The sequence below is a fragment of the Devosia sp. ZB163 genome, assembly GCF_028613635.1.
In the GTDB taxonomy this organism is placed as follows: Bacteria; Pseudomonadota; Alphaproteobacteria; order Rhizobiales; family Devosiaceae; genus Devosia_A.
The window spans coordinates 863973-883617 of record NZ_JAQRMY010000002.1; the positions used below are offsets into that span (position 1 = coordinate 863973).

19 protein-coding genes are annotated in these 19645 nt (G+C 64.3%); 13 read left to right on the forward strand and 6 right to left on the reverse strand.

What is annotated here, in order from left to right:
- Positions 1-6 precede the first annotated feature (6 nt).
- Positions 7-456 (forward strand): universal stress protein, encoded by a 450-nt coding sequence (locus PRN20_RS12490; protein ID WP_273957708.1) that lies wholly within the window; start codon positions 7-9, stop codon positions 454-456.
- 6 nt (positions 457-462) lie between these two features.
- Here the strand turns inward: PRN20_RS12490 and tyrS are convergent, their stop codons facing one another.
- Together tyrS and PRN20_RS12500 are read right to left on the reverse strand one after the other, a co-directional pair.
- Complete coding sequence (tyrS, locus tag PRN20_RS12495; protein ID WP_273957709.1) at positions 463-1719, reverse strand: tyrosine--tRNA ligase; 1257 nt, start codon at positions 1717-1719, stop codon at positions 463-465.
- Positions 1720-1819: 100 nt separating this feature from the next.
- Positions 1820-2482 (reverse strand): alpha/beta hydrolase, encoded by a 663-nt coding sequence (locus PRN20_RS12500; protein WP_273957710.1) that lies wholly within the window; start codon positions 2480-2482, stop codon positions 1820-1822.
- A gap of 303 nt (positions 2483-2785) precedes the next feature.
- On the opposite strand from PRN20_RS12500, the gene PRN20_RS12505 reads away from it, so the two are divergent.
- From PRN20_RS12505 to PRN20_RS12550, 10 genes are all read left to right on the forward strand, one after another.
- A complete protein-coding gene (locus PRN20_RS12505) occupies positions 2786-3940 on the forward strand; it encodes a cysteine desulfurase family protein (protein ID WP_273957711.1) in 1155 nt (384 codons plus the stop codon).
- A 10-nt stretch (positions 3941-3950) separates the two neighbouring features.
- The gene (gene sufB, locus PRN20_RS12510) at positions 3951-5450 is read left to right on the forward strand and encodes a Fe-S cluster assembly protein SufB (protein WP_273957712.1); all 1500 of its coding nucleotides are present in this window, start codon (positions 3951-3953) and stop codon (positions 5448-5450) included.
- Positions 5450-5959, forward strand: coding sequence for a cupin domain-containing protein (locus PRN20_RS12515; RefSeq protein ID WP_273957713.1), 510 nt, complete (start codon positions 5450-5452; stop codon positions 5957-5959). The genes sufB and PRN20_RS12515 overlap by 1 nt, the downstream gene beginning before the upstream one ends.
- Positions 5956-6456, forward strand: a complete 501-nt coding sequence (locus PRN20_RS12520) for a cupin domain-containing protein (RefSeq protein ID WP_273957714.1) — start codon at positions 5956-5958, stop codon at positions 6454-6456. The genes PRN20_RS12515 and PRN20_RS12520 overlap by 4 nt, the downstream gene beginning before the upstream one ends.
- An 8-nt stretch (positions 6457-6464) precedes the next feature.
- Positions 6465-7217: a Fe-S cluster assembly ATPase SufC gene (sufC, locus tag PRN20_RS12525; RefSeq protein WP_273958082.1), complete on the forward strand. Its 753-nt coding sequence runs from the start codon at positions 6465-6467 to the stop codon at positions 7215-7217.
- 2 nt (positions 7218-7219) lie between these two features.
- Positions 7220-8422, forward strand: coding sequence for a Fe-S cluster assembly protein SufD (sufD, locus tag PRN20_RS12530; RefSeq protein WP_273958084.1), 1203 nt, complete (start codon positions 7220-7222; stop codon positions 8420-8422).
- Positions 8423-8450: 28 nt separating this feature from the next.
- A complete protein-coding gene (locus PRN20_RS12535) occupies positions 8451-9671 on the forward strand; it encodes a cysteine desulfurase (protein ID WP_273957715.1) in 1221 nt (406 codons plus the stop codon).
- A gap of 9 nt (positions 9672-9680) precedes the next feature.
- Positions 9681-10097 (forward strand): SUF system Fe-S cluster assembly protein, encoded by a 417-nt coding sequence (locus PRN20_RS12540; protein ID WP_273957716.1) that lies wholly within the window; start codon positions 9681-9683, stop codon positions 10095-10097.
- A 53-nt stretch (positions 10098-10150) separates the two neighbouring features.
- Positions 10151-10537 (forward strand): HesB/IscA family protein, encoded by a 387-nt coding sequence (locus tag PRN20_RS12545; RefSeq protein WP_273957717.1) that lies wholly within the window; start codon positions 10151-10153, stop codon positions 10535-10537.
- 190 nt (positions 10538-10727) lie between these two features.
- The gene (locus PRN20_RS12550) at positions 10728-11969 is read left to right on the forward strand and encodes a 3-phosphoshikimate 1-carboxyvinyltransferase (RefSeq protein ID WP_273958086.1); all 1242 of its coding nucleotides are present in this window, start codon (positions 10728-10730) and stop codon (positions 11967-11969) included.
- A gap of 7 nt (positions 11970-11976) precedes the next feature.
- On the opposite strand, the gene PRN20_RS12555 is transcribed toward PRN20_RS12550, so the two are convergent.
- From PRN20_RS12555 to parE, 4 genes are all read right to left on the reverse strand, one after another.
- On the reverse strand, positions 11977-13041 hold the full coding sequence (locus PRN20_RS12555) for a GGDEF domain-containing protein (protein WP_273957718.1): 1065 nt from the start codon (positions 13039-13041) through the stop codon (positions 11977-11979).
- A 131-nt stretch (positions 13042-13172) separates the two neighbouring features.
- On the reverse strand, positions 13173-14498 hold the full coding sequence (locus tag PRN20_RS12560; RefSeq protein ID WP_273958088.1) for a DEAD/DEAH box helicase: 1326 nt from the start codon (positions 14496-14498) through the stop codon (positions 13173-13175).
- A 292-nt stretch (positions 14499-14790) separates the two neighbouring features.
- A complete protein-coding gene (locus PRN20_RS12565; RefSeq protein ID WP_273957719.1) occupies positions 14791-15696 on the reverse strand; it encodes a metallophosphoesterase in 906 nt (301 codons plus the stop codon).
- Between the two features lie 45 nt (positions 15697-15741).
- On the reverse strand, positions 15742-17778 hold the full coding sequence (gene parE, locus PRN20_RS12570; protein ID WP_273957720.1) for a DNA topoisomerase IV subunit B: 2037 nt from the start codon (positions 17776-17778) through the stop codon (positions 15742-15744).
- A 398-nt stretch (positions 17779-18176) separates the two neighbouring features.
- Here parE and PRN20_RS12575 point away from each other — a divergent pair, with 398 nt between their 5' ends.
- Complete coding sequence (locus PRN20_RS12575; protein WP_273957721.1) at positions 18177-18590, forward strand: hypothetical protein; 414 nt, start codon at positions 18177-18179, stop codon at positions 18588-18590.
- Positions 18591-18690: 100 nt separating this feature from the next.
- A complete protein-coding gene (locus tag PRN20_RS12580; RefSeq protein WP_273957722.1) occupies positions 18691-19014 on the forward strand; it encodes a hypothetical protein in 324 nt (107 codons plus the stop codon).
- Positions 19015-19645: the final 631 nt, after the last annotated feature.

Consider the following 19645-nt stretch of genomic DNA (forward strand, 5'->3'; position numbering starts at 1 on the left):
ATTGAAATGTATGCACATATTCTCGTCGCAACCGATGGCTCGGAACTCGCCGCGCGCGCGCTGGATCACGCACTGGGGCTCGCCAAGGCGCTCGGCTCCAGGCTGACGATCGTCACGGTGACAGAACCGGCGGCACTGGTCGGGGGCGGCTATGCCACCATTGCCGGCACCGCATTCGACCCTGTTCCGGAACTGTTGGAAGCACAGGAATCCGCGGCGCGTGGTCTGCTCGACAAGGCAGTCCAGACGGCCGCCGCCGCCGGGATCGACGCCAAGTCCGTCTACGTGAACGACAGTTTCCCTGCCGAAGGGATCATCACGACGGCCGTCACCAGTGCGGCCGACCTGATCGTCATGGGCTCGCACGGACGCCGAGGGTTGGGCCGGCTGCTACTCGGCAGCCAGACCAGCAACGTGCTGGCGCACACCTCGATCCCCGTGCTGGTGACCCGCTGAAGCCGGTCAGACCGGCTTCAGGAGGGCGTGCTTCTTCTTTCCGACGGAGAGCTTGATCACGCCCTCGGGCAGAACGGCGGCCGAACCCAGCGAGGCGCGGTCGTCGGCGGTCGCTTCGTCGTTGACCTTCACCGCACCCGACTGAACGAGACGGCGGGCTTCGCCGTTCGAAGCGGCGAGGCCGGCCGTCACCAGTGCGGCTAGGAGACCAACGCCGGCATTGAGATCAGACTTCGGGACCTCGACGGTGGGCAGGGACAGATCCAGAGCACCTGCCTCGAAGGTGGCTGCCGCAGTTGCTGCCGACTGCTCGGCCGCTTCCCGTCCGTGGACGATCGCGGTCACCTCGGTGGCGAGGATTTTCTTGGCCTCATTGAGCTCGGAGCCGCCGAGCGCGTCGAGCTTGGCAATCTCGTCGAGCGGTAGGCGCGTGAAGATCTTGAGGAACTTCGCGACGTCAGCGTCCTCGGTGTTCCGGAAGTACTGCCAGAAATCGTAGGGGCTGAAGAGCTCGCCGTTAAGCCAGACGGCGCCGGAGGCCGATTTGCCCATCTTCTCTCCGGAGGCCTTGGTGAGCAGCGGCGTGGTCAGTGCATAGAGCTGCGGGCCGCCCATCCGGTGGCTGAGGTCGACGCCGTTGATGATGTTGCCCCACTGGTCGGAGCCACCCATCTGCAGCACCGTGCCGTAGCGCCGGTTCAGCTCCGTGAAGTCGTAGCCCTGCATGATCATGTAGTTGAACTCGAGGAAGCTCAACGACTGCTCGCGATCGAGCCGCAGCTTCACCGAGTCGAAGCTCAGCATGCGGTTGACCGAGAAGAAGCGGCCGACGTCGCGCAGGAACTCGACATAGTTGAGCTTCAGCAGCCAGTCGGCATTGTTGACCATGACGGCATCCGTCGGGCCGTCGCCATAGCGCAGGATACGGCTGTAGACCTTCTTGATGCTTTCGATGTTGGTGTTGATCTTCTCGACGCTGAGCAGGCTCCGCTGGTCATCGCGGAACGAGGGATCGCCGACCATGGAGGTGCCGCCGCCCATCAGGCTGATCGGGCGGTGGCCGGTTTCCTGCAGCCAGTAGAGCATCGTCACCGTGATCAGGTTGCCGATGTGGATGCTGGTCGCCGTGGCGTCATAGCCGACGTAGCCGGTGATCCGCTCCTTTGCCGCGAGGGCGTCAAGGCCCTCGGGATCGGAGATCTGGTGGATGAAGCCTCGCTGATCGAGGACGTTCAGGAAATCGGACTTGAACTTGGCGGCCATCGGCTTGCCCTATGTAATCGACCGGCTCGTCATGAGGGCGCGCAGCCCCCATGAGGACCTCATCCCGAGCCTTCCGAAGGAGGAGGTCCGGGGCGTATGGCTAGCGCCCCTTGCCCGCCGCGATTTCCGCGCGGCGCCGGTCAAGATAGTCGGCGCAGCGCTCGGTGAGTTCGTCGATCTTGCCCTCGTAGAAGTGGTTGGCGCCCTCGACCTGCTGCTGCTCGATGGTGATGCCCTTCTGCGTCTTCAGCTTGTCGACCAGCTTCTGCACCGACTGCGGCGGCGCCACGCGGTCCTTGTCGCCATGGATGATCAGGCCCGAGGACGGGCAGGGGGCGAGGAAGGAGAAGTCGTAGAGGTTCTCGGGCGGGCTCACCGAGATGAAGCCCTCGACCTCAGGGCGGCGCATCAGCAACTGCATGCCGATCCAGGCGCCGAACGAGAAGCCGGCGATCCAGCAGCCGCGCGACTCGCGGTTGAGGCTCTGCAGCCAGTCGAGGGCGGCAGCCGCATCGGAGAGCTCGCCGATGCCGTGGTCGAACATGCCCTGGCTGCGGCCGACGCCGCGCGAATTGAAGCGCAGCACGGAGAAGCCGCGCTGGGCGAACATGTAGAACAGGTTGTAGACGATCTGGTTGTTCATCGTGCCGCCGAACTGCGGATGCGGATGCAGCACGATAGCGATCGGTGCGTTGGGGTCCTTGCCCTGCTGGTACCGCCCCTCGAGGCGGCCTTCAGGTCCGTTGAAGATGACTTCTGGCATAGGTCGTTTCCTTGGGCCCCGCCCAGTCTTCATGCGCGTGGCTCATACCTCGCGCGCGCGCCGGTCTCTCGGCTTGACGAATGGTCTGCCGCTGCCTAAAACATGGGCGGAAATGTCCAGTTTCGAATTATTCTAAACTGGTTTTTCGAAAGGCGGCAGTTGGTCTTCCAACCGCTTCCGGTTGCTGGTGAGCGCTCCTTGTAGAGAAAGTGAGCGCCCGATTTCAAGAATTGTTTCGGGCTCCAGCGAGCGCCTCGGCGTCGCAGGCAGCTATTCGAAGCAGATGAGCGAGCCCCTGGACTCATGACGCGACAGTCGATCTATCTCGATCACAATGCGTCGGCACCGATGTTGCCGGAGGCTCGGGCTGCTCATATTGGTGCCCTGGACCTCGTGGGCAACCCCTCGTCCGTCCACGCCCAGGGCAGGGCGCTGCGTGCCGCGATCGACAAGGCGCGTGCCCAGGTGGCCGCCCTTGCCGGCGCCGAGCGCGACCAGGTCGTCTTCACGAGTTCCGCTACCGAGGCCATCACCCAAGCCATCGTTGGAGGCGCCAAGGCTTTCGGCGTCGACGCTATCGTGGTCTCCGCCGGCGAGCACGCGGCGGTGCTCAAGGCCGCCGAAGCGACGGGTCTGCCGGTCAAGAAGGTGGGCCTCGACGCGGACGGCTACATCAAGATCGAGGAACTCGCTTCGGCCATCGCCGCAGCGGACCTCGTGGGGATGCGCTTGCTGGTGGCGGTCCACCTCGTCAACAACGAGACCGGCGTAATCCAGCCGGTGGACCGCATCGAGGTCATGGTTGGGCCGAGCCCGCACTATCTCTTCGTCGATGCCGTACAGGCTTTCGGCAAGGTGGCGCTGGAATTTGCCTCGCGCGCACCCGATATGATGGCTGTCAGCGGTCACAAGATCGGTGGCCCGGCCGGAGCAGCGGCGCTGCTCATGAAAGGGCATGCCGATCAGGTTCGGTTGATCCCGGGCGGCGGCCAGGAAACGGGGCGACGCGGCGGCACTGAGAATGCAGCGGCGATCGCCGGGTTCGGGGCGGCCGCGGAAGTGTTCGCGGAACGCTTCTACCACGCCAATGTCAGTGAGTTGGTTCGCGTGGCCGAGGACGGGATGCGGCAGATCGCGCCCGATCTGGTCGTGTTCGGCGAGAAGGCAGAGCGGATCGGCAATACGAGCAACTTTGCCGTGCCAGGCCTCAAGAGCGCCGTGGCAATGATGGGACTGGACCTCAGCGGCATCGCCGTTTCGTCCGGTTCAGCCTGCTCGTCCGGCAAGGTCGGGCCGAGCCACGTGCTCGAGGCGATGGGTGTGCCGGGAGAGCTCGGCGAGTGTGCAATGCGGGTGAGCTTCGGCTGGTCCTCCACAATCGAGGACGTCGAAGCCTACCTGAAGGGTTTCAGCGAAGTCGTCGGGCGTCACCGCGCCCGCCACGGCGTCGCAGCATAGGAAGAAGACGATGGCGCGTTACGATATCCCGACTTTGAAGGAAGAGATCGAGGACGATACCGTAGAAAAGGTACTCGCTCTCGATGTCGAGAAGTACAAGTACGGGTTCGAAACTCAGATCGAGGTCGAGAAGGCCCCCAAGGGCCTGAACGAGGACACGATCCGCTTCATCTCGGCCAAGAAGGACGAGCCCGAGTGGATGCTCGAGTGGCGCCTCGAGGCCTATCGCCGCTGGCTGACCATGGATGAGCCGACCTGGGCGAAGGTGAAGTACCCCAAGATCGACTTCCAGGACATGTACTACTACGCGGCCCCCAAGGGCGCGAATAAGCCCAAGTCGCTCGACGAGGTCGATCCCGCCCTGCTCGAGATGTACGAGAAACTGGGCGTGCCGCTGCGGGAGCGCGAGCTCCTCGCCGGCGTCGAGCAGCCCAGGGTGGCCGTGGATGCGGTGATCGATTCCGTCTCGGTTGCGACGACCTTCCGCGCCGAGCTCGAGAAAATGGGCATCATCTTCTGCTCGATCTCCGAGGCGATCCGCGAGTACCCGGACCTGGTGAAGCAGTACCTCGGCTCGGTCGTGCCTGTGTCCGACAACTACTACGCGACGCTGAACTCGGCCGTCTTCACCGACGGGTCGTTCTGCTACATCCCCAAGGGCGTCCGCTGCCCGATGGAGCTCTCGACCTATTTCCGCATCAACGAGGCCAAGACCGGCCAGTTTGAGCGCACGCTGCTGATCGCCGACGAGGGCGCTTACGTCAGCTACCTCGAAGGTTGCACGGCTCCGGCTCGCGCCGAGCACCAGCTGCATGCGGCGGTGGTCGAGCTCGTCGCGATGAAGGACGCCGAGATCAAGTACTCGACTGTCCAGAACTGGTTCCCGGGCGACAAGGACGGCAAGGGCGGCGTCTACAACTTCGTCACCAAGCGTGGCGACTGTCGTGGCGACAACTCCAAGATCAGCTGGACGCAGGTGGAAACCGGCTCCGCGATCACCTGGAAGTACCCCTCCTGCATCCTGCGCGGCGACAACTCGTCGGGCGAGTTCTACTCGATCGCCATTTCGAACGGCTATCAGCAGGTCGACAGCGGCACCAAGATGCTGCACCTGGGCAAGAACACCACGAGCCGGATCATCTCCAAGGGCATCGCGGCAGGCTACTCGGACAACACCTATCGCGGGCAGGTCTCTGCCCATGCCAAGGCCAAGGGCGCGCGCAACTTCACCCAGTGCGACAGCCTGCTGATCGGTGACAAGTGCGGTGCGCACACGGTGCCTTACATCGAGAGCCGCAACGCTACGGCCGTGTTTGAGCACGAGGCGACGACATCCAAGATCTCCGACGACCAGATGTTCTACTGCATGCAGCGCGGCCTCTCCGAAGAGGAAGCGGTAGCGCTGATCGTCAACGGCTTCGTCCGCGACGTGCTGCAGCACCTGCCTATGGAGTTCATGGTCGAGACGCAGAAGCTGATCTCGATCTCGCTCGAGGGCAGCGTCGGCTGATGACGTCTTCGCCCCGCTACATCGTCAACGTTGCCGACCTTGAGCTCAACTGGCTCAAGGTCGGGAAGCGTTTTGAGGTGGGGCTGCACGACATCGACGCGGCCGTCGGCACCGACCAGATCGGTGCGACCCTGCATGTCGTGCCGGCCGGCAAGACTGCTTGGCCGTATCACCGGCATCACGGGAACGATGAGCTGTTCTTCATCGTCTCGGGGACCGGGACGTATCGGGTGGGCGACCAGCGGCTGCCGATCAAGGCGGGCGACTGCATCGGGGCGCCGGCCGGTGGCGAGGCGCACCAGATCATCAACAGCAGCGATGCCGAGCTGCGCTATATCGCCTTCGCCAATCATGGCCGGGCGGATGTGACCGAGTATCCCGACAGCGGGCGAATTGCGGTCGATATCGCACACGGCAACGACAAGGAGCCAATGTCGATCTTCAGCACGGCTGGCAAGCTGACGCCGTTCGGCTACTGGGACGGCGAAGACACCGAGGGCGCGCAATGACCAAGCCGGTGATCAACATTGCGGACCTGGCGCTGGAGACCTGGACCAAGGGCTCGAAGTACGCTTCGACCGATGCCTCGTTCGGCCGCCAGATCGGCATGACCGGGATGGGCATCAGCTACAACGAGGTGCCCCCCGGCAAGACCGGTTGCCCCTACCACAACCACCACATCGAGGATGAGCTGTTCATCGTGCTCGAGAGTGAGGGGACCTATCGCTTCGGCGCCGAGAGCTACCCGATCAAGGCGGGCGATGTGCTTGGCGCTCCTGCTGGCGGCCGCGATGTGGCGCATCAGATCATCAACACAGGAGCGGTGACGCTCCGCTACTACGGGGTTTCGACCAAGGCGCAGAGCGAAGTGGTCGAATACCCGGACTCGAACAAGTTTGCAGCCTTCAGCCGGCTCAAGGACGGAACGAGGCTGTTCGACCGCATCGGCGGAGCGGACGCTTCACTCGACTACTGGGCCGGCGAAGACATCGGAGAAGACAAATGACCACCCCCATGCTTGAAATCCGCAACCTCCATGTTCGCATCGAGGAGCGCGAGATCCTCAAAGGCGTGAACCTCATCGTCCCCAAGGGCGAGGTGCACGCGATCATGGGGCGCAACGGCTCGGGCAAATCGACCCTGAGCTACGTGCTCGCAGGCAAGGAAGACTACGAGGTAACCGACGGCGAAGTGCTGCTCGATGGCAAGAACATCCTCGAGATGGAGCCGTCGGATCGTGCTGTCGCGGGCCTGTTCCTCGCGTTCCAGTACCCGATCGAGATCCCGGGCGTCGCCACGATGACCTTCCTCAAGTCGGCGCTCAATGCCCAGCGCAAGGCGCGCGGCGAGAGTGAGATTTCGACGCCGGATTTCATGAAGGCGGTCAAGGAAGCCGGCAAGGCGCTCCATATCGACGCCGATATGCTGAAGCGCGCCCTGAACGTGGGCTTCTCGGGCGGCGAGAAGAAGCGCGCCGAGATCCTTCAGATGGCACTCCTGAAGCCCAAGATGTGCATCCTCGACGAGACGGATTCCGGCCTCGATATTGACGCGCTCAAGGTCGTGTCCGAGGGCGTGAACGCTCTTCGCGGCGCCGACCGCTCGATGCTGGTCATCACCCACTACCAGCGTCTGCTGAACCATATCGTGCCGGACGTGGTCCACGTGTTCTCGGATGGTCGTGTGGTCGAGAGCGGCCCCAAGGAGCTCGCGCTCGAGCTCGAGGCTAAGGGCTACGCCGGCTTTGACGAGGAGCAGGCGGCGTGAGCATGCATGTACCCGTTCGTCTCGGCCCGGCCGAGACCAAGCTCATCGAGCAGCTGACGGCCATCGGCGCCGCTTCCGAGGCCGAACGCCTCACCGGCACGGGTCTGCCGACCCGCCGGGTCGAGGCCTACCACTATACCGACCTCAAGCAGCTGCTGCGCGCGGTGCCCGAGCTCGCCGGTGCGGCTATGGAGGCGAGCGCTCCGGCGCTGCGCGTCGCCGGTGCCTACCAGCTGATGATCGCCAACGGGGTGGTGCAGGATACCGGCACCGCGCCCGCAGGCGTCATCGTCGGCAAGGCCAATGGCGGAGTGCTGTCCACGCGTGACGATGTCGTCACGCGTCTCAACAACGCGCTCACCAAGCAATGCCTCACGCTCGACCTCGACGGCTCGGTCGATCCGGTGATCCAGATCGACCGCCGCACCGAAGGCGCCGCCGGGCACTCGACCAGCGCGGCGAAGATTTTCGTCGCCGACGGCGGCAGCGCGGTGATCCTCGAGACCTATTCGGGGAGCGACGAAGCGCACCTGGGCAACCACGCCACCTATGTGGCGCTGGGCAAGAACGCCAGAGTGACCCACATCACGGTGAACCTCGCGGCCAAGGCGGCAACTCACTTCGCCTCGAACGAGTATCACATCGCCGAGGGTGCGCAGTTGCGCACGCTGGTGATCAATGCCGGTGCGGCGTTGAGCCGGACCCAGCTGTTCCCACGCTACATGGGGGCGGGGGCGCATGCCGACCTCACCGGCCTGAACCTCGTCAGCGACGGCCAGCACGCCGACATCACCATGGATGCGCTGCACGCCGTTCCGCACACCACTTCGAAGCCGCTGTTCAAGTCGATCGCCCGCGGGCGCTCGAAGGCAGTGGTTCAGGGGCGGCTCGTGGTTGCGCGCGATGCACAGAAGACCGACGCCAAGCTGATGAGCCAGGGGCTGATGCTCTCGGACGAGGCTGAGATCCTCAGCAAGCCCGAGCTCGAGATTTATGCCGACGACGTCGTCTGCGGCCACGGCTCGACCTGCGGCCGCCTCGACGAGGACTCGATGTTCTATCTGTTGAGCCGCGGCATTCCCAAGGTGGAAGCCGAGACGATGCTGGTGCGGGCGTTCCTCGCCGAGCTGGTTGATCCCATCGAGGACGAGGCGCTCAACGAAGCGCTGACCGCGGTGATCGAGGATTGGCTGGCGCGGGGCTGATCCCGCGCCATCTCCAACGGTAAGCAAGATGACCTTCGACCTCGCCAAAGTGCGCTCTGACTTTCCGATCCTCGAGGAGAAGATCCACGGGAATCGGCTCGTCTACCTCGACTCGGGCGCTTCGGCGCAGAAGCCGAACCAGGTGCTCGACCGGATGGATTGGGCGCATCGGCACGCCTATGCCAACGTCCACCGCGGGCTCCATACCCTCGCAAACCGGGCGACCGAAGCCTACGAAGGCGGGCGCGAAGCCGTGCGGCGCTTCGTCAATGCGGGGCGGAACGAGGAGATCATCTTCACCCGCTCGGCCACCGAGGCGATCAACCTCGTCGCAGCGTCGTTCCTCGGGCCGCGGATCGGGGAGGGCGATGAGATCGTGCTCTCCATCATGGAGCACCACTCCAACATTGTGCCATGGCATTTCCACCGCGAGCGCAAGGGCGCGGTGCTGAACTGGGTGGATGTCGGCGATGACGGCAGCTTCTCGATCGAGGCGTTCGAGAAGGCGTTGACGCCGCGCACCAAGATGGTCGCCATCACTCACATGTCGAACGTGCTGGGCACGGTGACGCCGATCAAGCAGATCGTCGAGATCGCCCACGCGCGGGGCATCCCGGTGCTGGTCGACGGCAGCCAGGGGGCGGTGCACCGGAAGGTCGACGTCCAGGATCTCGACGTCGACTTCTACGTCTTCACCGGCCACAAGCTCTACGGCCCGACGGGCATCGGGGTGCTTTACGGCAAGTACGAGCTGCTGGCAGACATGCAGCCCTACCAGGGCGGCGGCGAGATGATCGATACGGTCACGATGGAGCAGGTCACCTACAACGAGCCGCCGCACCGCTTCGAGGCCGGCACACCCCCCATTGTCCAGGCCATCGGCCTGGGAGCAGCCATCGACTACGTCGAGGGCATCGGGCATGAGGCAACCGAGGCGCACGAAGCGGAACTGACCAGTTACGCGATGGAGCGCCTGGGCCGGATCAACTCGCTGCGCCTGATCGGCACGGCGCCCGGAAAGGGCGGCATTTTCTCGTTCGAGCTCAAGGGCGCACATGCCCATGACGTCTCGACCATTCTCGATCGCTACGGCATCGCGGTGCGGGCTGGAACCCACTGCGCCATGCCGCTGCTCAAGCGTTTCGGCGTCACCTCTACCTGCCGGGCCTCCTTCGGCCTATATACCGGCAAGGATGACATCGATGCGCTGGTCGAAGGTATCGAAAAGGCGCGAAGCTTCTTCGCGTAAGGGTTGGATATGACCGACGAAGTGAAAGACCTGGCCCCCGCGGCCGAAGCCCCCGAGCCCAATGCCGGCGATGCCCCGCGCATCAAGGCGAACGTGGGCGGCGCGATTCCCGCCGACGAGGTCGAGCGGATCACCAAGGACCTGATTGGGGCGCTGAAGACCGTCTACGATCCGGAGATCCCGGTCGACATCTACGAGCTTGGGCTGATCTACAAGGTCGACCTGGACGACGACCGCAACCTCGCCATCGATATGACTCTGACCGCTCCTGGATGTCCTGTGGCCGGCGAGATGCCGGGCTGGGTGGAAAACGCTGCGCTGTCCGTCGAAGGCATCCAGAACGTGACCGTGAACATGGTCTACGATCCGCCATGGGATGCGTCTCGCATGAGCGAAGAAGCCCAGGTTGCGCTCAACTGGTGGTAAGTTCCGCGCGTTAGGTCTATATATCGTCTTGTTACGATGAAGGTCCGCAGCCGATGCCATTGAAGATCATGAGCCTCACCGATGCCGCCGCCGAGCGCATCAATGAGATCATTGAGGATAGCGACAAGCCCGTAGTCGGCGTGCGAGTCGGCATCCGCAATGCCGGTTGCGCCGGGCAAGCCTATACACTCGACTACGTCTCCGAACCGGTCTCGGGCGACGACCATGTCGAGGACAAGGGCGTCCACGTTTTTGTCGAGCCCAAGGCGACGCTGTTCCTTCTCGGCACGGTGATGGACTTCGAGGAGGACATTCTCAAGTCCGGGTTCACCTTCAAGAACCCCAACCAGACGGGTGAGTGCGGCTGCGGCGAGAGCGTCCAGCTAAAGCCGGCCGACCTGAAGGCTCTGGCCGACGCACGGACGACCGGGCACGCCTGAGGGCGATGCCCGTTGCAGCATTTGCCCCGATTGGCTACACCCATCGGGCTTGCTTCAACCTCACCCCGGCGAAGGACCGGGCCATTCGACAGATCGATGTGTCCGGCTCGACCGGAGTGAGTGCGGCCATCGGCCGCCTGTTTGACGGAGTGCTCCATTGACTGCTGCCGCTTCCTCAAAGCTCGAGGCTTTGACGATCGTCCCCCCCGCCCGTCCCCTGGTGGGACGCGTGACGCCCCCGGGCTCCAAGTCGATCACCAATCGTGCACTGCTGCTGGCAGCCCTCGCCAAGGGCACGAGCCGCCTGACCGGGGCGCTGAAGAGCAAGGACACGGCCCTGATGGCACGGGCACTCGGCCAGATGGGCGTCACGGTCGAGGAGCCTGACGCGACGACCTTCATCGTCACCAGCGACGGGACGCTCAAGGCGCCCACCGAGGCTCTGGTGCTGGGGAACGCCGGCACCGCGACACGCTTCCTGACCGCCGCAGTGTCGCTGGTCGAGGGCAGGGTGGTCGTCGACGGCGACGAGGCAATGCGCAAGCGCCCGATCGAGCCGCTCCTGGTGGCTCTCCGCTCCCTCGGTATCGACGCCACCAGTGAGACCGGCTGCCCGCCTGTGGTGATCGACGGCACAGGCTCGTTTGGCAGCGGGCGTGTCGAGATCGATGGTGGCCTCTCGAGCCAGTACGTCTCCGCGCTGCTCATGGCGGCACCCTATGGCGACGGCCCGATTGAGGTGGCGCTGACTGGCAAGGACCTCGATGCCCGCGGCTACGTGAACCTGACGCTCGCCGCCATGCGCGCCTTCGGTGCGAAGGTCGAGCAACTGGACGAGATGACCTGGCGCGTTGAGCCGACCGGCTACCGGGCCACTGATTTCCACATCGAGCCCGATGCTTCGGCTGCCACGTACCTCTGGGCGGCGGAAGCGCTCACGGGCGGCTCCATCGAACTCGGCGTGCCCATGGATGCCTTCACGCAGCCCGATGCCGAGGCCGCCAGGTTCATTAGCATGTTCCCGCACCTGCCGGCCGTGATCGACGGCTCGCAAATGCAGGACGCCGTGCCGACGCTGGCCGTGCTGTCGGCATTCAACGAGACGCCGGTCCGGTTCATCGGGATCGCCAACCTGCGGGTCAAGGAGTGCGACCGCATCTCGGCGCTCTCGACCGAACTGAACCGCATTCGCGCCGGGCTGGCGCATGAGGAAGGCGATGACCTCGTGGTCAGTTCGGACCCTGGCTTGGCCGGTCAGGCGCTGCCCACGAAGATAGAAACCTACGAGGATCATCGCATCGCGATGAGCTTTGCCCTCGCCGGACTGAAGATCGGCGGAATCACCATCCTCGATCCACTATGCGTCGGAAAGACCTATCCCGGGTACTGGGACGCCCTCAGATCCCTGAGCGTCGAGACGCGGGAGGCCTAAGCGCAGGTCAGGCGGCACCTAGAGCCGGGAAAGTCTCGTCGTTGTCGAGATCGGTCTCGCTGACCACCTTGTTGCGTCCCAGGTGCTTTGCGGCATAGAGGCAGCGATCGGCGCGCTCGATCAGGCCCGAGGGGGTATCCGAAGCCCGGTACGAGGCGACACCGAACGAAGCGGTGACCCGGCCCAGCTTCTCGTTGGTGGAGCGCTTCAGCAGTTCCTTGGCCTGGATGGCCTTGCGGATGTTGTCGGCAAGGATCACGGCGCCTTCGAGGTCGGTGTCCGGCAGAATGGCCGCGAACTCTTCACCGCCGTAGCGGGCCGCAATGTCCTTACCCTTGATGTTGGACTTCAGCGTCATCGCCACGAGGCGCAGGACTTGGTCGCCCGTCTGGTGGCCCCAAGTGTCGTTGAAGTTCTTGAAGTGGTCGATGTCGATCAGGATCAGCGACAGGTGGCCGTGGCCTTCGGCAGCCCGGCCGACGGCGCGCAGCAGTCCGTCATCGAAGGCCTTGCGGTTGTGGATCTTGGTCAGCGGGTCGAGCAGCGCTTCTCGGCGGACGTCGTCGAGATCGCGCTGCAGGGCGTCGATGTCGTCTCGGGACGCCTGCAGGCTCATCTCCAGCTGGTGGTTGGCATCCTGCATACGGCGCGTCTCGGCGAGCAGCGCACCGGCCAGCTTCCGCAGTTCGTCGGTATCGAGTTCGTCCGCGCCGAGGTCCCCCGAGGCGATCTGCAGGGAGGCGGAGTAGGCGCTGGCCGTGGTCATCGCCGTGTCGATGGCATCGTGTACCGCGACGATGCGCCGGGACATCCGCTCTGACACGCCCGAGATGCGCGCATTGGCATCCTGGGCCCTCAGAAACTCATTGTAGAGCCGTTCGGCAATATCGGAAGTGGCGTGGCCGTCGCGGAAGATCTCGTTGATGCGAGAGTTGAGAGACGGGTTCACGCCGGTCGCGTAGGTGTAGAGCAGTTCGTAGAACTGCGGGTACGGCGGAATCGTCGCCCGCTTCAGCAGGTCGATCGCCGAAGTGGCATAGCCAAGGGCGCGTCTGAATTCCTGCTCTGACACCGTGCCCCCGAATCCCACCGTAAGCCGATTGATTGGCGCGCATTGTCCGATGTTCGGCATTAATGCCGCGTAAAAGCACCGTAACCCAATGGGAGTTATACTGACATGTCAGGTGTTAGTCTGTATTTCGGTCAGCGCCGGAGCAGGAATGCCGGAACAGGTCCATCGGTACCGAACGGTGAATCCGCAACGATCCCCTCGATATGCTTGTCGGAGGACACACGCGCCGGCCGATCCTCGTGATTGTCTTCCGGCCGTCCACGCCGCCGCGACCGCTGGGGACGCTCGGTGCGAGGCTCCTCACGCTCGGCGCGAGCCGGACGCGACTGCGGTTCGCTGCGCGCGGGACGCGACTGTGGCTCGGCGCCACCGGGCATCGGTACCTCGGGAATGCCCTTGCCGATCAGCTTGGTGATCGCATCGACGTACTTTCCATCCGCAGGGGATGCTAGCGTCACCGCGACGCCCGAGCGGCCGGCCCGACCGGTGCGGCCGATACGGTGCACATAGTCTTCGGCATGGGTCGGTACGTCGAAGTTGAAGACGTGGCTCACTGCCGGAATGTCGAGGCCACGGGCGGCCACGTCGCTGGCGACGAGCAGCTGCAGCTTGTCCGACTTGAACGCGTCGAGCGTCTCCATGCGGCTCTTCTGGTCCATGTCGCCATGCAGGCCGCCAGCCGAGAAACCGTGCTTCTGCAGCGAACGGGCTAGGGTGGCGACGTCGCGCTTGCGATTGGAGAAGATGATCGCGTTCTTGAGGTTAGGCTCGGCGCGGATCAGGCGACGCAGCGCGTCGCGCTTTTCCTCGGGCTTGCCGGAGACGCGAACAAGGCGCTGCTCGATCGTTTCGGCGGTCGAGTTCTGACGGGCGACCTCGATGCGGATCGGATCGCGCAGGAACCGGTTGGTCAGCCGCTGGATCTCCGGCGGCATGGTGGCGGAGAAGAACAGCGTCTGCCGGCGCGGCGGCAAGAGGCCACAGATGCGCTCGATATCGGGAATAAAGCCCATGTCGAGCATGCGGTCAGCCTCGTCGATGACGAGGATATCGACACCGGTAAGCAGGATCCGTCCGCGTTCGAACTGGTCGAGCATGCGGCCCGGCGTTGCGATCAGCACGTCGGCGCCACGATCGAGGACCTTGTTCTGGTCCTCGAAGCTGACGCCACCGATAAGCAGTGCGACGTTGAGCCTGTGGTTCTTGCCGTATTTCTCGAAGTTCTCGTGCACCTGCGCAGCGAGTTCGCGCGTCGGTTCGAGGATCAGCGTGCGCGGCATGCGGGCCCGGGCGCGACCACTTTCGAGCAGCGTGAGCATGGGCAGCACGAACGATGCCGTCTTGCCGGTGCCGGTCTGGGCAATGCCGATAATGTCCTTCTTCTCGAGGACATGCGGGATAGCCTGCGCCTGAATGTCGGTGGGCTTGGTATAACCAGATGCGGCAACCGCATCCATCACCTTGGTGCTAAGGCCGAGCCCAGAAAAGTCATTTGCCAAATCAGTGGTCCGCTCAAGTAGGAGGGCTGGTCGACAGGCAGCTACTTGAGAAGGTGCGGGTCGACAGAAATGTCGCCGGGTGAAATCAGCAAACTCGACTCCGCCTTCAGCAACCCAACCGGTCTCCACCCTTCCCGGTCGTGCTCGCGACGGGCCGGAACATAGTGGAAACCCCTTGCGAGTCAACGCCAATTGCAGGCGCGCGGTTAATGTCGTGCCCGGGCGACCGCCCGGTTCGCCGTTCGGCTGATCAGGCACCCAATTCGAGCAGGACGATTTCGGGCCAACTGCCGAAGCGGATGGGGAGACCTGAGCAGCCCAGTCCGCGCGAAACGATGAGTTCGCGGCCGCCTTCGTTGAAGTACCCGGCCGGGTAGGGCCGCGAGCCGGCCGACGCCGCCACTGGCCGCCAGCCGAAGATATTGACCTGCCCGCCGTGCGTGTGCCCGCTGAGCGTGAGGCTGACACGCTCCGGGACAGACGGGTAGATGTCGGGCTCATGCGCCATGAGCAGCACCGGAGCCTCGTCAGGTATCGAGGCAAGGACGCCCTCAAGGTCATCGATGCCGGTGAGCCGGGGGCGACCGGCGGAACTGTTGGGCCGAAGCGCCAACTGGTCGCCCAGCCCGGCCAGCCAGAAGGCGTGGCCGTCCTTCTCGAGGCGCACCGCTTCGTTGACATGGGTGGAGATGCCTGCTCCACGCAGGGCCTCGACGACGAAGGGCAGCACCGTGCTGTCACGTTGGTAAGCCCGATCCTCCCAGTAGTCGTGATTGCCGAGAACAGCGTGCACCCCCAGCGGCGCCTGCAGCTTGCCGAGCGAAGCCGCCCAATCCGATGCTGCGAAATGCTTGGTTACGAACCGCATGGCGCCGGGGACATAGTCGCCGAGCGGCAGGATGATGTCCGGTTCGAGTGCCTGGGCCTGGGCGCAGATGCTGTCGACGCGCTGCAGGGTCATCCACGGTTCGCAGGCATGGAAGTCGGTGAGAACCGCGACGCGCAGCTTGAGGCCCGGGGTCCAGCCGCGCGGCGTGAGCGGGTAGCGCGTGACGAACGGACTGCCGAGAACTTCCACGAAGGGGTAGGCGGCAGTAGCCACGAGCGTAGCCAGGCCAGCTCCCAGGAGCTTAAGCACCCTGCGCCGCGTTATCATCTATGCGCTTGCCCCTGGCGTGGCAGTGCACGCCGCCCACATCTGTCAGATATCGAGATCGGTGACGAATGCGGCGTTTTCCTGGATGAAGTCGAAGCGGGCTTCGGGGCGGTTGCCCATCAGGCGGTCGACGGTGACCTTGGTCTCGTCGAAGTCGTCTCGGATGCGGACCTGCAGCAGAGTGCGGGTCTTCTTGTCCATCGTCGTCTCGCGCAGGTGCACGTAGGGCATCTCGCCGAGGCCCTTGAAGCGCGTGATATCCGGTTTCTTGCCCTTGAACTCTGTGGCGAGCAGCTGGTCCCGGTGCGCGTCGTTCATCGCGTAGGCGACCTTGGGCCCCGAGCTGATGCGGAACAGCGGCGGCATCGCGAGGTAGAGGTGGCCGCCCTCGATGAGCTTGGGCATCTCCTGGAAGAAAAAGGTCATCAGCAGCGAGGCGATGTGCGCGCCGTCGACGTCGGCATCGGTCATCAGGATGATCTTGTCGTAGCGCAGCTCGTCTTCGCGATAGCGCTCGCGGGTGCCGCAGCCGAGCGCCTGGATCAGGTCGGCGATGGCCTGGCTGGCCTGCACCTTGTCGCGGGTGGCGCCTGCGACATTGAGGATCTTGCCGCGCAGCGGCAGGATGGCCTGGCTCTTGCGGTCGCGCGCCGACTTGGCGCTGCCACCGGCCGAGTCGCCCTCGACGATGAAGATTTCTGCACCCTGGGCAGCCGACTGGGTGCAGTCGGCGAGCTTGCCAGGCAGGCGGAGCTTCCTGGTCGCCGACTGACGGTCGACTTCCTTTTCCTTCTTGCGGCGCAGGCGCTCCTCGGCGCGCTCGATGGCCCAATCCAGGAGCTTTGAAGCCTGGTTGGGCGAAGCGGCGAGCCAGTGGTCGAACGGGTCGCGCAGCGCGTTGTCGACGATGCGCGAGGCTTCGGGCGAGCTCAGCTTGTCCTTGGTCTGGCCGACGAATTCGGGCTCACGCACGAATACCGACAGCATGGCCGAACACTGCACCAGCACGTCGTCGGCGGTCAGCTGGGCGGCGCGCTTGTTGCCGCTGAGCTCGGCGTAGTTGCGGAGGCCGCGGAGCAAGGCGACGCGGAGGCCCTGTTCGTGCGTGCCGCCATCGCCCGTCGGGACGGTGTTGCAGTAGGAGTTGACGAAACCGTCGCCGAGACACCAGGCGACGGCCCACTCGACGGCGCCGTGCGTGCCGGGCTTGCCGATGGTGCCCGAAAAGATGTCCTCGGTGATGCGCGGCTCGCCATCGATGCGGTTGGCAAGAAAATCGCGGAGGCCGCCGGGGAAGTGGAAGGTCGCCTTGGCCGGCACGTCGGAGGTAGCGACGCTCTCGTCGCAGGACCAGCGAATCTCGACACCGCCGAACAGGTAGGCCTTCGACCGGGTCATCTTGAAAAGGCGTGCGGCGGAGAACTCGGCCTTGTCACCGAAGATCTGCGGATCGGCGTGGAAGCGCGTGGTGGTGCCACGGCGGTTCTGCACCCGTCCTACGGTCTCCATGCCGCCAACGGGCTTGCCACGCGAAAAACTCTGGCGATAGAGCACCTGGTCGCGCGCCACTTCGACAACGAGGTCGTCCGACAGCGCGTTCACGACCGAGACGCCGACGCCGTGGAGGCCACCCGAGGTCTCGTATGCCTTGCCGTCGAACTTGCCGCCGGCATGCAGCGTGGTCATGACGATCTCGAGCGTCGAGCGCCCGGGGAACTTCGGGTGGTTCTCGACCGGGATGCCGCGGCCGTTGTCGGCGACAGTCAGGTAGCCGTCGGCGCCGAAATGCACCTCGATACGGTTGGCGTGGCCAGCAATAGCCTCGTCCATCGAGTTGTCGATGACTTCGGCGAACAGATGGTGCAGCGCATTGGCGTCGGTGCCGCCGATATACATACCGGGGCGGCGGCGCACCGGCTCGAGGCCTTCCAGCACTTCGATGTCGGCGGCGGAATAGCTGTTGGCGTGCGAGACATTCGGCGTGGCAGGCGCAGCGGGGGCAGGGGCGGGTGCCGCAGGCGCCGGCTTGACGGAGCGGGGAGCCTCGTCGTCCGAGCCGAATAGGTCTTCGATGGCCGCCATGAAATCTCCGTCCAAGGCGCGAATCGGCGCCTCTCAAGCTCTAGCATATTGCCGAAATGGGTGGGTAAGGCCCGAGGTAAGACGGGGCACCGCAGGTGTCAACCACCTGTGAACGGCATGTGAACGCACGGTTCCGCGAGCCTTCAGTCTGCGGGGACTAGACGCCCGGCCGAGATTGCAGGGCACCCTGCCGGGGCCAGTATGCAGCGTCCGGGCCGGGAGTTCGGCAATCTCACCATCTACGCACGTGACATCACCTGTTCCGTCTGCCGCCGTGTTGCCACCAACATGAACGGCAGGTGAACGGGCGATGCCGTTTCGATTAAGATTGGAACCACTAGGGTCGCGGTACGCTAGTGGACCTGGCACCACAGACGACTTGTTCTAGGAGACCTCACATGACCCCCATCCTTTCCACCGTGATGAAGTCGGGCCGCGCCGCCATAGTTGCGCTTACGCTCGGCGCTGCAACGCTCACGGCCATGCCGGTGCAGGCTCAGTCGGGCAGTCCCTCGTTCAACTTTGAGTTCGGCATCCGCGGCGGTGGGGACGGCTTCTCCTACCGCTTCGACAACGGCCGCCGTTTCCGCGGCGAATGCCTGACCAACAACGAAGTTCGCCGTGGCCTCGGTCGGCTCGGCTGGGATGACATTCGTTTCGTCGATCGTCGCGGCGTCCGCGTGAAGGTCGTTGCCGACTGGGGCCGTCGCACCTACGCAATGACCATCAACCGCTGCAGCGGTCGTGTCACTGATATCGAGCGGCTGCGTCGCTCCTATACCCCCGGCTTCCGCTTCGAGTTCAACCTCTAGGCAAAGACCCGGCGGGGGCCGGCTCCTCCCCAAGGCTCCCGCCAGAATCCCGGCCCCCATGGGGTCGGGATTTCTTGTTTCAGAAGACCAGGAGCTGGAAATGAAGGCGACGCCAATCCTTCGCGCTGCGGTTCTGGGCTTGTCCCTCGCAGCCTCGACCATCCCGGCCATGGCCCAGTCGCCGTTCCACTTCGGCTTCGGCACCGATGGCTTCGGCTATCGCCGGCCGCTCATCTGCGTGGAACTGACCGATCGCCAGATACGCAACGCAGTACGCGATCAGGGCTATCGCAATATCTCTCTGAACGTCCGAAACGACCGGCGCATCCAGGTGCGGGGAACCCGTGGCGGGTGGGTGCACCTGCTCAGGGTGTCGACCTGCACCGGTGCCATCCTTGTGCGTGACAGGCTCCGTCCCGCCTAAGTGATTTTTCCAATGATTCCAAAGCGTCCGGTACCGCACAAAAGGACCGGGCGCCTTGTTTTGGAGCACTCCGTTTAGGTTTCATTTGCTTTCTCGAAGCACTTTTTTAAGCGCGTCCCGATACAGTCCCTTCATACGGTTTTGAGTGTTGGAGTAGCCGTATGCGCGCCCGTAGCGGTGGTTTCGCGTACCTTGAGACCAGTTCCCTGGCGCAACGAAACAGCGGATGGCAGCAAGCCGGATTAAAGAGTTTTGCGTACCGGTTTGCCCATCTTGCCTTTCCTCGCCCCCTGACGGTCGCCGCAGTGGCCACACTGTTCTATCTGGCCTAGCGGGCAGGGGGTCTTCCCTTTGGTGGTCCGTGCTGGGCCGCCCCTTGATCTTCGCTGGTCCGCGCGCGATAACGCGACGTCCGCCACACCAATGAGGGAGGGTCGCGTGGGCTTTCGCCATGACCAGCACCGCAGCCGCGGCCCTGTCTTCGCCCTGCAGCAGCAGTTGCAGGGCTGACCGAACGGGTCCGGACGACAGCTTCGTCTCATCCACTTCTGGTCTGCCCAAGCCGGCCCCGCATTGTGTGGGCCATTGACGGCAAAGGCGCTTTGATCGCGCCGTAGATCCAGAAGAGACG